This window comes from Romboutsia sp. (assembly GCF_051659545.1).
Lineage (GTDB): Bacteria > Bacillota > Clostridia > Peptostreptococcales > Peptostreptococcaceae > JBOFOR01.
Genome location: NZ_JBOFOR010000289.1, coordinates 37999 through 50758 on the forward strand (window position 1 = coordinate 37999; position 12760 = coordinate 50758).

The following is a 12760-nucleotide window of genomic DNA, read 5'->3' on the forward strand; positions in this document are numbered from 1 at the left end:
ACTAATCATAGGTAGCCTTCGAGCGGACTATATTGGGTACAAAACAAAATCAGCAAAGGTGATAAAAATGATAAATAAAATAGCAAAAATAACAATTTACGTAAATAATCAAGATGAGGCATTAAAATTCTGGACAGAAAAATTAAACTTCGTAACAAAAATAGATGCAACTGAAGGCCCATTAAGGTGGATAGAAATTGCACCTAAGGAAAGTGAATGGGTAACTATGGTTTTATACGATAGAAAACTTATGGAAAAAGAATGTCCTGCAGTTGACACTGAGTACAAAAAAGTTATATTAAGTACAGAAAACTTAGAAAGTGCATACAATCAAATGAAAGCAAATGATGTGGAAGTAACTGATATAGTAACTATGGAATATGCTAAGTTATTTACTTTCAAAGATCAAGATAACAACGAATACTTATTACGTGAAGATAAATTCTAATTTTTTAATCCCTCTATATGGTTTAGGGCATACTCTATAACCTATAGAGGGATATTTTTATATTAATACAGATAAAAATATCATAGTAAATTTACAAAATATATTATAATATAGTGAGTGTATTAATTTGACATAAAAAGAAATTACTTAAAAATAAATAATAAAATAGAATTAAATAATTTAGCATAGGAGTGAATACTTTGATATTATACGATAAAAAAGAAAAAGAGAACGGAAAGGATTATGCATATAGAGTATTAAAAGATAATATAATGACTTTAAATTTAAAACCAGGGGAACTATTAAGTGAGGCAGATTTATCTGAAAAACTTGGAATATCTAGAACACCAATAAGGGAAGTATTAATGAGGTTAAAAAATGAACATTTAATAGAAGTTAAGCCACAGACAGGAACATATATATCATTGATAGATAGTAATCTAATAGAAGAAGCTATGTTTATGAGATATACTTTAGAAAGAGAAGTGTTAAAAGAAGCTTGCAAGAACATAAGTGAAGAAACTTTGATGGAATTAGAAAAAAATTTGTTTGCTCAAAAGTTAATTGCAGACAAGCCAAATTCAGCAATAGAATTTCATAAGTTAGACAAAGAGTTTCATGAATTATTATTTGAGGGAACAAATAAGCGAAATATATGGAATAGTATAGTAAATATAAGTACTCACTATAATAGAATGAGATTATTATCGGAAATGAAGACTGATAAAATGACAATAATCAAACAACATGAGATATATTTAGACTTAATAAACGGCAAGTCATCAGATGGAATTGATGAAATTGTTACTCAACATATAAAAGATCCTGCATCGGATTGGTTAAATGTAACAAATAATGATAGTCTAACGGAATATTTTAAGAAATAGTAATTGAATAGATTTTTAAAATAAAAGTACCTATATATTAGGTACTTATATTTTTGAAAGTTAAAAATATAATATAATTTTAATAAAAATTAAGTCAAGTTAAAATAAAGGGTAAATATTAAAAAAACTCAAGAAAATGATTGCTAATATTAAAATAAAGTGCTAGTATACTAGTATAGAAATGCGACAATTGTAAAAATATAGGTTAAAATATATTAGAAGGAGTGTATAGATGGAACTATTAAATGGGAAAGTTTTATAACAGGACAGAGTTAAACCTTTTGGTATGCAAGACAAGGTAGGATATATGTTAGGGGACTTAGGTAATGACTTATTTTTTGGATTAGTAAGTTTATACTTAATGCTATTCTACACAGATGTATTAGGAATAACTACTGGTGCAGTAGGAACAATGCTTGTGGTTGCTAGAATGTGGGATGCCATAAATGATTTTATGATGGGAACCTTTATTGATAGAAGAAAAGTTGGGGAAAACGTTAAATTAGACCGAATTTATTATATGCAGCACTACCAGTAACAATTATGGTTTTTTTAGCATTTACAGCAATACCTGGAATACCAGATAATCTTAAGTTACCATATGCATATGCAACTTATATAGGATTCGGTATGTGCTATACTGCAATTAATATACCTTATGGCTCATTATCATCAGTAATGACAACAGATCCAGTAGAAAGAACATCTCTATCTACATTTAGAACGATAGGTGCACTAATTGCAAATATAGTAATAATGATAGTAGTTCCAAAGTTAGTATTTGTTAATAATGTACCAACAGCAAGTGGATTTATGAAAGTCGCTGGATTATTTGTAGTTTTATCTAACTTATGTTAGCATCTATGATGGCTGTACAAGCTTTAACACCATATTTATATAAAGATTATTTTAAAGCACCTGAATTAATATCTCTGGGAGGTATTGTTGGTATAGCGGCATCATTTATAATTTTACCAGTTTTATCACCTTTAGTTAAAAAGGTTGGAAAGAAAGAACTTTCAGCTGGAACGATGATAATAACAATATTACCGGTAATAACAACTACAATATCATTTATAGCAATGGTATTTGTATATAATTTATCAAAAACTAAACTAGAAGAAATGACAGCAAAGTTAGAGCTTAGAAGAGGCTAATTATATAAAAAGGCATGGAGATTAACTTAATTGTTCCGTGCCTTTTTTAAGGTTTTAAGTAGGGGGGTAAGCATGATTTTATATAATAAAATGCATAGAGAAACTAATAAAGAATATGGATATAGAGTGTTAAAAGATAATATTATGAATTTAAACTTAAAGCCAGGTCAATTATTAAGTGAAACTGAATTAGCTCAAAATTTAAAAATATCAAGAACTCCAATTAGGGAAATACTGAATCAATTAAAAAATGAACATCTTATAGAAGTTAAGTCTCAAGTTGGAACCTATGTATCTCTAATGGATAATGAGTTAATAGAAGAAGCTATATTTATGAGATATACACTAGAGAAAGAAGTATTATATGAAACTACAGAAAATATTACGACAGATATATTAATGGAATTAGAGAAGAATTTATTTGCACAAAAACTAATCGTAAATAAAAGTGGATGTGATATTGAATTTCATAAATTAGACACAGGATTTCATAAGTTACTATTTGAAGCATCTAATAAGAATAATGTATGGAGAAGTATTCAAAAAATAAGTACTCACTATAATAGAATGAGATTATTAGCAGAAATGAATACGGATAAAAACATAGTTATTAAACAACATGAAATGTATATAGATATCGTAAAAAATAAAAACAATAAAATCATAGATAAAGTAGTCAATAATCATATAATAAAACCCGCAAATCATTGGAATTGTTTTATAAAAGACAATGAAGAAGTTTCGAATTATTTTAAATAAAAAGTGTAGGAAAAAGCTTGCATTTAAAAATCTTGTGTGCTAGTATACAAGTATAGGAATAAAATTATTTATATTTTGGAGGCATAATAAACATGAAACTACCATTTAATGTTGATTTAAAAGATAAAGTAGCAGTTGTTACAGGTGGAACAGGAATACTTTGTGGAGCTATGGCAGATGCATTAGCTGAGTGTGGAGCTAAGGTTGCGATACTTGCATTAGGACAAGAAACTTGTGAAGCTAAAGCGGCAGAAATAAATGCTAAAGGTGGAACTGCAATAGGAATAGAAACTAACGTTTTAAATAAAGAGAGTATAAAAAATGCTCATGAAATAATATTAAAAGAATTTGGTCCATGTGACATATTAATAAATGGAGCTGGTGGAAACCATCCAAAAGGAACTACAACTAAGGAGTACTTATTACCTGAAGATTTAGACAACGAAGAATTAACTACTTTCTTTGACTTAGATCCAGAAGGTGTAAACTTTGTATTCAACCTAAACTTCTTAGGAACACTACTTCCATCACAAGAGTTTTCTAGAGATATGATAAACAGAGAAGGAGCTACAATAATAAACATATCTTCAATGAATGCTTATACACCTCTTACAAAAATACCAGCATACTCAGGAGCTAAAGCTGCAGTATCTAACTTTACTCAATGGTTAGCGGTTCATATGTCTAAAGTAGGAATAAGAGTAAATGCAATAGCGCCAGGATTTTTTGTAACAGCTCAAAATGAAAAGTTATTATTTAATGAAGATGGAAGTCCAACTCCAAGAAGTGAAAAGATATTAAACAGTACTCCAATGGGAAGATACGGAGAAGCAAATGAATTATTAGGAACATTATTATTCTTAGTAAGCAATGAAGCATCAAGTTTTGTTAATGGGGTATGTATACCAGTAGATGGAGCATTCTCTGCATACTCAGGAGTTTAATCTTTAGGGGGATAAATTATGTTAAATAGGATAAAAGAAGAAGGTGTAGTAGCTGTAATAAGAGCGAAAGACCATGAAGAAGCACTAGGGTATATAAATGCATGTTTAAATGGTGGAGTAAAAGCAATAGAGCTTACTTACACAATACCAAATGTAGTAGAACTTATAAAACATGTTAGTGAAAATTACGCTGATGCACTAGTTGGTGTAGGAAGTGTATTAAATAGAAAAATGGCTATAGATGCAATAGAAGCAGGAGCAGCTTACGTTGTAAGCCCTGGTTTCTCAGATGAAGTAAATATAGCATGTAAAGAAACAAACACATTGTACTTACCTGGATGTATGACAGTGACAGAAGTTATGAATGCATTAGATAAAGGCAACCAAATGGTAAAACTATTCCCAGGAGAAGTGTTTGGACCTAAATATGTAAAAGCTGTAAAAGCTCCAATACCTCATGTTGAAGTTATGCCTACAGGTGGAGTATCTATAGACAATATTGAAGAATGGTTCAAAATGGGAGTTTCATGTGTAGGAGTAGGAAGCTCATTATTAGGAGCTGGTTCTTTAGAAGATATAGAAAATTTAGCTAGAGAGTTCAAAAAGAAAATTGCAAAAATTAGAGGTTAACAATGGAAGTAAAGTATTAGGCTTTGGAGAAATTATGCTAAGATTAACTCCTACTAATTTCCAAAGAGTAATACAAGCTGAATCTTTTGAAGCAACATATGCTGGAGGAGAAGCAAATGTTATTTGTAGCCTAAGTATGTTCGGACATAATACAAAAATATTAACTAAAGTACCTCAAAACGTATTGGGAGATAAAGTTATAAGAGCTATGAATTCATTTGGAGTTGACACTAAAGATATAGTAAGAGGAAAAGGAAGACTTGGCATATATTTCTTAGAACAAGGACATGGAGTAAGAAATTCTGATGTTACTTATGATAGAGAGTACTCAGCTATATCAATGGCATCATTAGAAGATTTTGATTTAGACAAAATATTAGAAGATGTAAAACTATTGCATATATCTGGAGTAACGCCAGCATTAAGTTCAAATCTTTATAATATTTGTCTAGAGCTAGTGAAAACTGCTAAAAACAAAGGTGTACTAGTATCTTACGATTCTAATTATAGATCTAAGTTGTGGACTTTAGAACAAGCAAGAAGTTTTATGCAAGAAGTACTACCTTACGTAGATATTGCTTTTTTAGGTATATTGGATTTTATAAATATATTGGAATACAAACCAAATGAAGAAAAAAATTATGAAGCAAAGCTTTCAGATTTGTACAAAGAGTTGTTTAAAAAATACCCAAATCTTAAATATGCAGCGTCAACTAAAAGGATAGTAAATTCTGTTAACAATAATTCACTTCAAGGATTTTTCTTCGATGCAGAAAAATTAAATTCTTCTAGAATACATACTTTTGATATTTTAGATAGAGTTGGAGGTGGAGATTCATTTACAGCAGGTATACTACATGGAATACTAAAAGAAATGGATTATAACCAAATTGCAGAATTTGCAACATGTGCAAGTGCACTAAAACACAGTATAAGAGGGGATATTAATATGGTTGATTTATACCAAGTAGAAACTCTTATGGATTGTGGAATAGAAAATATAAATAGATAAATTAAATAGAGATGCTAATTGGGAGGAATATATCATGAAAATGACTTTTAGATGGTATGGACAAGATGATCCTGTTAAAATAGAATACATTCGTCAAATACCAGGAATGAAGGGGATAGTAACGGCAATATACGATATACCAGTAGGGGAAGTATGGCCATTAGATAAAATAGTGGAGTTAAAAGCTTCAGTAGAAAAGCACGGATTAGAGTTAACTGTAATAGAAAGTGTTCCTGTTCACGAAGATATAAAAATGGGATTACCAACTAGAGATAAATACATATCAAACTACTGCGAAACTATAAGAAATTTAAGTAAAGCAGGAATAAAAACTATATGTTACAACTTTATGCCAGTATTCGACTGGACTCGTTCAGACTTAAACTATGAGCTAGAAGATGGTTCAACTTGTTTAATATACGATGAAGCTATGGTTGCTAAAATGGACCCAACGTCAGGTGAGCTAGAATTACCAGGATGGGATACTTCATACGGAGAAGGTGGACTTGGAGCATTACTAGAGCAATACAAAGATATAGATGAAGAAAAACTATGGGAAAACTTAAACTACTTCATACAAGGTATAATGCCAGTAGCAGCAGAAGAAGAAGTTAAAATGGCTATACATCCAGATGATCCACCATGGGGAATATTTGGATTACCTAGGATAATAACTAGTTTTGAAGCTTTAGAAAGATTCATAAATTTATACGATAGCCACTATCATGGTGTAACTTTATGTACTGGATCTTTAGGATGTACAAAGACTAATGATATGATAAAAATGATAAATTACTTCGGTAAGGAAAAGAACAGAATACATTTTGCACACTTAAGAAATGTATTAATAACTGGAGATAGTAGTTTCAATGAAGTAGCTCACTTATCTGAAGAAGGGTCATTAGATTTCTATGAAATAGTAAAAGCATATGGAGAGTATGACTTCGATGGACCATTCAGACCAGACCATGGTAGAATGATATGGGGAGAAACTGGAAGACCAGGATACGGATTATACGACAGAGCTTTAGGTGCTGTATACCTAAATGGATTAATAGAAGCTGTTAGAAAAAGCAAATAATACATAAATTCAATAATAAAATCAAACCAAAATTACTCTTAAAGTGTTTGAATAAAAGCTCTTGTATACGCAAGGGCTTTTATTCTAATGGTTAAGAGGGATACTATTTTAAGAGGAGTAATACTATGAGAAAATTTATGGACGATAATTTCTTATTATCAACAGACACAGCAATGAAACTATATCATGATTTTGCTAAAGAAATGCCTATATGTGACTATCATTGCCACCTTAATCCAAAAGAAATAGCAGAGGATAAGAGATATAGTAATATAACTGAAATATGGTTAGGTGGAGACCACTATAAGTGGAGAACTATGAGAAGTTTTGGTATAGAAGAAAAGTATATAACTGGGGATGCTACTGACTATGAAAAGTTTGAGGCATTTGCAAAGATTATGCCATACTTAATAGGAAACCCAATGTACCATTGGTCTCACTTAGAACTTAAAAGATATTTTGGTATAGAAGAAACCTTAAGCCCAAAAACATGCAAATCTATATGGGATAGATGTAATGAAATAATAAATGGTGAAGGTTTTAGTGCTAAAGCAATGATAATAAATTCTAATGTTAAATATATAGGAACAACAGATGATCCAATAGATAACTTAGAATATCATATACAAATAGAGAAAGATAAAAATTTTGCTTGCGAAGTTAGACCGAGCTTTAGACCCGATAAAGCTGTTAAAATACATGGAGCAGATTTTGTTGAATATGTAGGTAAATTAGGAGCAGTTGAAAATACAGAAATAAAAGATTATGAAACATTATTAACTGTATTAGAAAAAAGACTAGATTTCTTTGTTGAAAATGGATGTAATATAACGGACCATTCTTTAGAAAGAGTTTATTTCAGAAAAGCAACATTAGAAGAAATTGAAGTTATATTTAAAAAGGCATTAACTGGAGAAACATTAACTATAGAAGAAATAGAAAAGTACTCTACATTAACTATGATAAGCTTAGGAAGAATGTACAACAAGCGTAATATGGTAATGCAGTTACATATAGGAGCATTAAGAAATAACAATACTAGAATGTTCAAGAAATTAGGAGCGGATGTTGGTTTTGATAGTATAGATGACGGAGAAGTAGCAACGAGTTTATCAAGATTATTAGATTCATTAGATATAACAGATGAACTTCCAAAAACTATATTATACTGTTTAAACCCTAAGGATAACGAAGTTTTAGGAACAATGTTAGGAAACTTCCAAGGTGGAGGAGTAGCAGGTAAAATACAATTTGGTTCTGGATGGTGGTTCAACGATCAAAAGGATGGAATGGAAAGACAAATGATGGCTTTATCTCAATTAGGACTAATAAGCCAGTTTGTAGGGATGTTAACAGACTCTAGAAGTTTCTTATCATACACTAGACATGAATATTTCAGAAGAATCTTATGTAACTACATAGGAGGATTAGTAGAAAATGGAGAGTATCCTTGTGATATGGAGATATTAGGAGAAATTATACAAAATATCTGCTATAACAACATAAATAAGTATTTACAAAAGTAATTAAAACATAAATAAAAAGGGAGCTATAATAGCTCCTTTTTTGCGTTATAATCTATTATATTGGCATTGAAATTATGTATTATCTTTTCTATATTGAGATGGCGTTTTGTTCATACACTTTTTAAATAATCTAGAAAAATAATTTAAATCATCAATTCCAACTATATGGCTAATCTGATGAATGGGAAGACTAGTATCCTTTAAAAGAAAAGTAGAACGCCTAATTCTTTGTTTATTTATGTATTCAATAACAGAAGAGTTGACTTCTTTCTTAAAGAGTCTAGCTAAGTAAGTTGGAGATACGTAGAATAAGTTTGATATATTTTGTACTGACAAATAATTACCTAGATTTAAATTGATATAATTTATAGATTTTCTAACTAAAGGAGAATAACCTTTTAGTTTGAAATTTATTACAGCGTTGCAATAATCAATAATCATATAAGAGACTAAATTATACAATTCAGTAAAATCATTTGAAGATTCGATTTTATTCAAATTAGTACTGTACAAACTTTCAAGATAGACTATAGGTGCAGCTTCTAACTCGGCAGCCTTTTTTAATATGGCATTATAATAAATAAGTTTATTTTTATAATCCCTAATATTATTAAAATCATTTGAGTTAATACTTGTCTGAGGTAACAGTTTATCCAGACATTTTGAAGCTAAAAATTTATCCCCTTCTCTTACAGCTAAAAATAGTTTGTATTCTGTAGCAGAGTTTTTTTCTAAGGATTGAGATTGTAATATTTCGATTAATCCATTTTGATGTTTAGTTTTTTCAGGTTTTAAATTATTTAAGTTGTTTTTTTCAATAAATTCAAACTTATTATCTTCTTCATAAATATTTTTTAACATAGTCTTTAATATATTGCTCATTTTATTCTTATTTAAAATAGGCAACTCTTTATAATATTTTTTCAAAACTTTAACTTCATCAGATGTTAAATTATATTGGTTATCATTGGACCAAACATCCATAGAACGCCTTATAGACATATATGGACCTAACAATATATAATCATTATTTTTTTCATTTAGACAAATAATAATATAATTGGCAAATACAGAGTCAATAATAGAGTAAATGTTTTTTTCTTTAGTATTGATCATAAAGTTAATAAAACTATCAAAATAATCTTTGTTAATAGTAAGCATAGAAGGTAAAAAAATTTCTAATTCGTCTAAATTATTAGTAAGATCAGTTATATAAAATAATTGTAAATCTAATGTAATATCGAGCATTTCTTTTATTAAATTTATAGTTTTATCTATTGTCATAAGAATACCCCTTTAAAAAATAGTAACTTATTAACTATTATAAAGTTAACTAATAGAAATATCAATTAATAACAATATAAAATGAATTCTAGTATTCTAGTATAAGAAAGTGTTGTTTTGTGCTAATAATATACAGAAAAGTCCTAACTTATAAATTGCATATGTTATATAATAATTATTAAGGAATACGAATTCCTTTTGAACTCGACAAAAAAGCCTAAGGGGGATTTTAATATGAAAATAGATTTAAAAGCAAAACCATTTAGCCTATCTGATGCAGATATTAAATGGGTGGAAGATACTTTAGCAGGTTTAACATTAGATGAAAAAATAGGACAAGTATTCGTAGACATGCTATGGAATAATACTGAAGAAGAAGTTAAAGAACGTATAACTAAATACGGTATGGGTGGATTTAGATATAACAATATGCCAGCTGCTGACTTACATCGTCAAAATGCTGTAATACAAGAAGCAAGTAAGATACCAGCTCTAGTAGCGGCTAATATAGAAGCAGGTGGAGACGGTGGTGTAGGTGATGGAACACACTTAGGATATCACGTTGCAGTAGGTGCTACACAAGATAAAGAAAATGCTTACAAAATGGGATACTATGGATGTAAAGAAGCTGCAGCAATAGGATGTAACTGGACTTTTGCTCCGATAGTAGATATAAATAAAAACTGGAGAAGTAGTGTTATACACAACCGATGTTTCTCAAGTGATGCAGATCAAGTTTTAGAAATGTCTAAAGAATATTTAAGAGGTGCAAATGATGCAGGTCTTGCTTGTTGTATGAAGCACTTCCCAGGTGATGGATTAGATGAAAGAGATCAACACGTAGTTACTACTGATAACTTAATGACTTGTGAAGAGTGGGATGTAGAATTCGGTAAGGTTTACAAGGGTATGATAGATGCAGGTGTAGAGTCTGTAATGATAGGACACCTTAGACTTCCAGAATACCAAAGAAGATTAAAGCCAGGTATAAAAGATAATGAAATAATGCCTGCTACAATAGCTCCAGAATTATTACAAGGATTATTAAGAGAGCAATTAGGATTCAATGGATTAATAATAACTGATGCAACTCACATGGTTGGATTAACTAGCATGATAAGAAGAGAAGATATGATACCAACTACTATAGCTGCTGGTTGTGATATGATATTATACTACAGAGATAAAGAAGAAGATACACAAGCTTTAAAAACTGGTCTTGAAAATGGAACATTAACTATGGAAAGATTTGACGAAGCTGTTACTCGTGTATTAGCATTTAAAGCAATGTTAAAATTACACACTAAGAAAGAAGAAGGGACTTTAATACCTTCAGCAGAAGGATTGTCAACAGTTGGTTGTGAAGAACATAAAGAAGTAGCTAAAGACATAATGGACAAAGCTATAACTTTAGTAAAGAACACTAAAAACCAATTACCAATAAAACCTGAAACCCATAAGAGAATAATGCTTTATACAGTAGATAACACTGGATTTGCAGGTAAAATGGGAATGGCTAAAGCAAGTCTTGAAGACAGAGTAAAAGCGGAACTTGAAGCTCAAGGATTTGAAGTAGATGTATTCGATCCAGCAGCAGGATTAAATGGTAAGCAATTATTAGCAATGACACCAGTAAAAGAATTCGTAGATAAGTATGATGCGGTTATGTTGTTTGTAAACGTAAATGGATTCTCTATGAGTAATGTAAGAAGAATAACTTGGAATATGCCAATGGGGCCAGAAATACCTTGGTACGTAACAGAATTACCAACAGTGTGTGTATCTGTACACAATCCATTCCATTTAATAGATGTACCTATGGTACCAACTTATATAAATACTTATGCAGACAATGATGAAGCAATCCATCAAGTAGTACAAAAAATAATGGGTAAATCAGAATTTAAGGGTGTAAGCTCGGTAGATGTATTCTGTTCTTCTTGGGATACTCGTTTATAATAGATGAGACAGATAGAAATCACGTAATGTGATTTCTATTTTACTTACTTAAAACTTAACTTAATTGATTATAAAAAATGTTATTTTCAAATCAAAATAAATGGGAAAATGATTGTTTTTAAAAATGATGTATGGTAGTATACTAGTGTAAGAATAAAAATGGATGTAAATATATATTACAGCATATGGAGGAACTTATTATGAGTAATGTTTTTGATAAATATATAAAGGAAAAAGAATTTTTAGTATGTGTTGATTCTGATGGTTGTGCAATGGATACTATGGAAATAAAGCATAGAGAGTGTTTTGCACCAGAAATGATAAAAACATGGAACTTAACTGAAAAGGAAGAGTATATATTAAATCTTTGGTATGACCTAAACCTTTATACACAAACTAGAGGTATAAACAGATTCAAAGGTTTAGCAGAAACTTTCAAGATAATAAGCAAAGAAGGCGTAGAAATAGAAGACCTTGAAAATTTATTAAATTGGGTTGAAACTACTAATGAATTATCAAACAACTCTCTAAAGAGAGCAATAGAAAAAACGGATAGTAAAGCATTAAAGATGACACATGAATGGTCATTAAATGTAAATAAATCGATTGAAGAATTACCAAAAGGTGAGGAGCCATTTGAAGGCGTAAAAGAAGGTTTAGAATCATTATCTAAAATAGTAGACGTAGCAGTTGTATCATCAGCGAATGGTGAAGCTTTAAATGATGAATGGGGTAGACATGATTTTATAAAATACCTTCAAGTATTATTAGGACAAGAAGCTGGAACAAAGCAATATTGTATAGCTGAACTTAAGAAACAGGGATATGATACGGAGAAAATACTAATGGTAGGAGATGCGCCAGGGGATTTACAAGCTGCTCAAAATAACGATGTAAGATATTACCCTATATTAGTAGGTAAAGAAAGATTATCTTGGGATAGATTAGTGAATGAAGCAGTTCCTAAATTAATGAATGGAACTTTTGATAAAGAATATCAAAAAAAATTAATAACTGAATTTAATGATTCATTAAAATAATAAATTAATTAATAGCATGTCTAATATAGCTAA

Annotated in this window: 14 protein-coding genes; 13 read left to right on the forward strand and 1 reads right to left on the reverse strand. The window is 29.9% G+C overall.

All coding sequences use genetic code 11. The features are described 5' to 3' along the window. The first annotated feature begins 67 nt into the window (after nt 1–67). The 11 genes from ACRC03_RS17310 (at nt 68) to uxaC (ending at nt 8444) form a co-directional block, all read left to right on the forward strand. Nucleotides 68–448: a VOC family protein gene (locus ACRC03_RS17310; RefSeq protein WP_438653850.1), complete on the forward strand. Its 381-nt coding sequence runs from the start codon at nt 68–70 to the stop codon at nt 446–448. Nucleotides 449–648: 200 nt separating this feature from the next. Then, entirely contained in the window at nt 649–1335 is a 687-nt protein-coding gene (locus ACRC03_RS17315) for a GntR family transcriptional regulator (RefSeq protein ID WP_438653851.1), read from the forward strand. A 286-nt stretch (nt 1336–1621) separates the two neighbouring features. After that, nucleotides 1622–1873, forward strand: coding sequence for an MFS transporter (locus ACRC03_RS17320; protein WP_438653852.1), 252 nt, complete (start codon nt 1622–1624; stop codon nt 1871–1873). Between the two features lie 5 nt (nt 1874–1878). After that, nucleotides 1879–2193: an MFS transporter gene (locus tag ACRC03_RS17325; RefSeq protein ID WP_438653853.1), complete on the forward strand. Its 315-nt coding sequence runs from the start codon at nt 1879–1881 to the stop codon at nt 2191–2193. Next, nucleotides 2187–2492 carry an MFS transporter gene (locus tag ACRC03_RS17330; RefSeq protein ID WP_438653854.1) on the forward strand — a complete coding sequence of 102 codons (306 nt, stop codon included), beginning with the start codon at nt 2187–2189 and terminating at the stop codon, nt 2490–2492. The genes ACRC03_RS17325 and ACRC03_RS17330 overlap by 7 nt, the downstream gene beginning before the upstream one ends. Before the next feature lie 72 nt (nt 2493–2564). Then, nucleotides 2565–3251, forward strand: coding sequence for a GntR family transcriptional regulator (locus tag ACRC03_RS17335; protein ID WP_438653855.1), 687 nt, complete (start codon nt 2565–2567; stop codon nt 3249–3251). Nucleotides 3252–3343: 92 nt separating this feature from the next. Then, nucleotides 3344–4195: an SDR family oxidoreductase gene (locus tag ACRC03_RS17340; RefSeq protein WP_438653856.1), complete on the forward strand. Its 852-nt coding sequence runs from the start codon at nt 3344–3346 to the stop codon at nt 4193–4195. A gap of 18 nt (nt 4196–4213) precedes the next feature. Further along, the gene (locus tag ACRC03_RS17345) at nt 4214–4825 is read left to right on the forward strand and encodes a bifunctional 4-hydroxy-2-oxoglutarate aldolase/2-dehydro-3-deoxy-phosphogluconate aldolase (RefSeq protein WP_438653857.1); all 612 of its coding nucleotides are present in this window, start codon (nt 4214–4216) and stop codon (nt 4823–4825) included. Continuing rightward, a complete protein-coding gene (locus ACRC03_RS17350) occupies nt 4806–5837 on the forward strand; it encodes a PfkB family carbohydrate kinase (RefSeq protein WP_438653858.1) in 1032 nt (343 codons plus the stop codon). The genes ACRC03_RS17345 and ACRC03_RS17350 overlap by 20 nt, the downstream gene beginning before the upstream one ends. A gap of 34 nt (nt 5838–5871) precedes the next feature. Next, a complete protein-coding gene (gene uxuA, locus ACRC03_RS17355; protein ID WP_438653859.1) occupies nt 5872–6918 on the forward strand; it encodes a mannonate dehydratase in 1047 nt (348 codons plus the stop codon). 125 nt (nt 6919–7043) lie between these two features. Then, nucleotides 7044–8444, forward strand: coding sequence for a glucuronate isomerase (gene uxaC / locus ACRC03_RS17360; RefSeq protein ID WP_438653860.1), 1401 nt, complete (start codon nt 7044–7046; stop codon nt 8442–8444). A gap of 72 nt (nt 8445–8516) precedes the next feature. Here the strand turns inward: uxaC and ACRC03_RS17365 are convergent, their stop codons facing one another. Next, on the reverse strand, nt 8517–9728 hold the full coding sequence (locus ACRC03_RS17365; protein ID WP_438653861.1) for a helix-turn-helix domain-containing protein: 1212 nt from the start codon (nt 9726–9728) through the stop codon (nt 8517–8519). Between the two features lie 234 nt (nt 9729–9962). Between ACRC03_RS17365 and ACRC03_RS17370 the strand changes: the two genes are divergently transcribed. Beyond that, the gene (locus ACRC03_RS17370) at nt 9963–11687 is read left to right on the forward strand and encodes a glycoside hydrolase family 3 protein (protein WP_438653862.1); all 1725 of its coding nucleotides are present in this window, start codon (nt 9963–9965) and stop codon (nt 11685–11687) included. Between the two features lie 200 nt (nt 11688–11887). Beyond that, on the forward strand, nt 11888–12727 hold the full coding sequence (locus ACRC03_RS17375) for an HAD family hydrolase (protein WP_438653863.1): 840 nt from the start codon (nt 11888–11890) through the stop codon (nt 12725–12727). Nucleotides 12728–12760: the final 33 nt, after the last annotated feature.

Bases quoted from the DNA above. Each gene is read 5' to 3' on its own strand.
- ACRC03_RS17325 (WP_438653853.1), top strand. From the start codon at position 1,879: ATGGTTTTTTTAGCATTTACAGCAATACCTGGAATACCAGATAATCTT.
- uxuA (WP_438653859.1), top strand. From the start codon at position 5,872: ATGAAAATGACTTTTAGATGGTATGGACAAGATGATCCTGTTAAAATA.
- uxaC (WP_438653860.1), top strand. From the start codon at position 7,044: ATGAGAAAATTTATGGACGATAATTTCTTATTATCAACAGACACAGCA.
- ACRC03_RS17345 (WP_438653857.1), top strand. From the start codon at position 4,214: ATGTTAAATAGGATAAAAGAAGAAGGTGTAGTAGCTGTAATAAGAGCG.
- ACRC03_RS17370 (WP_438653862.1), top strand. From the start codon at position 9,963: ATGAAAATAGATTTAAAAGCAAAACCATTTAGCCTATCTGATGCAGAT.
- ACRC03_RS17365 (WP_438653861.1), bottom strand. From the start codon at position 9,728: ATGACAATAGATAAAACTATAAATTTAATAAAAGAAATGCTCGATATT.
- ACRC03_RS17310 (WP_438653850.1), top strand. From the start codon at position 68: ATGATAAATAAAATAGCAAAAATAACAATTTACGTAAATAATCAAGAT.
- ACRC03_RS17335 (WP_438653855.1), top strand. From the start codon at position 2,565: ATGATTTTATATAATAAAATGCATAGAGAAACTAATAAAGAATATGGA.
- ACRC03_RS17330 (WP_438653854.1), top strand. From the start codon at position 2,187: ATGTTAGCATCTATGATGGCTGTACAAGCTTTAACACCATATTTATAT.
- ACRC03_RS17375 (WP_438653863.1), top strand. From the start codon at position 11,888: ATGAGTAATGTTTTTGATAAATATATAAAGGAAAAAGAATTTTTAGTA.
- ACRC03_RS17340 (WP_438653856.1), top strand. From the start codon at position 3,344: ATGAAACTACCATTTAATGTTGATTTAAAAGATAAAGTAGCAGTTGTT.
- ACRC03_RS17320 (WP_438653852.1), top strand. From the start codon at position 1,622: ATGCAAGACAAGGTAGGATATATGTTAGGGGACTTAGGTAATGACTTA.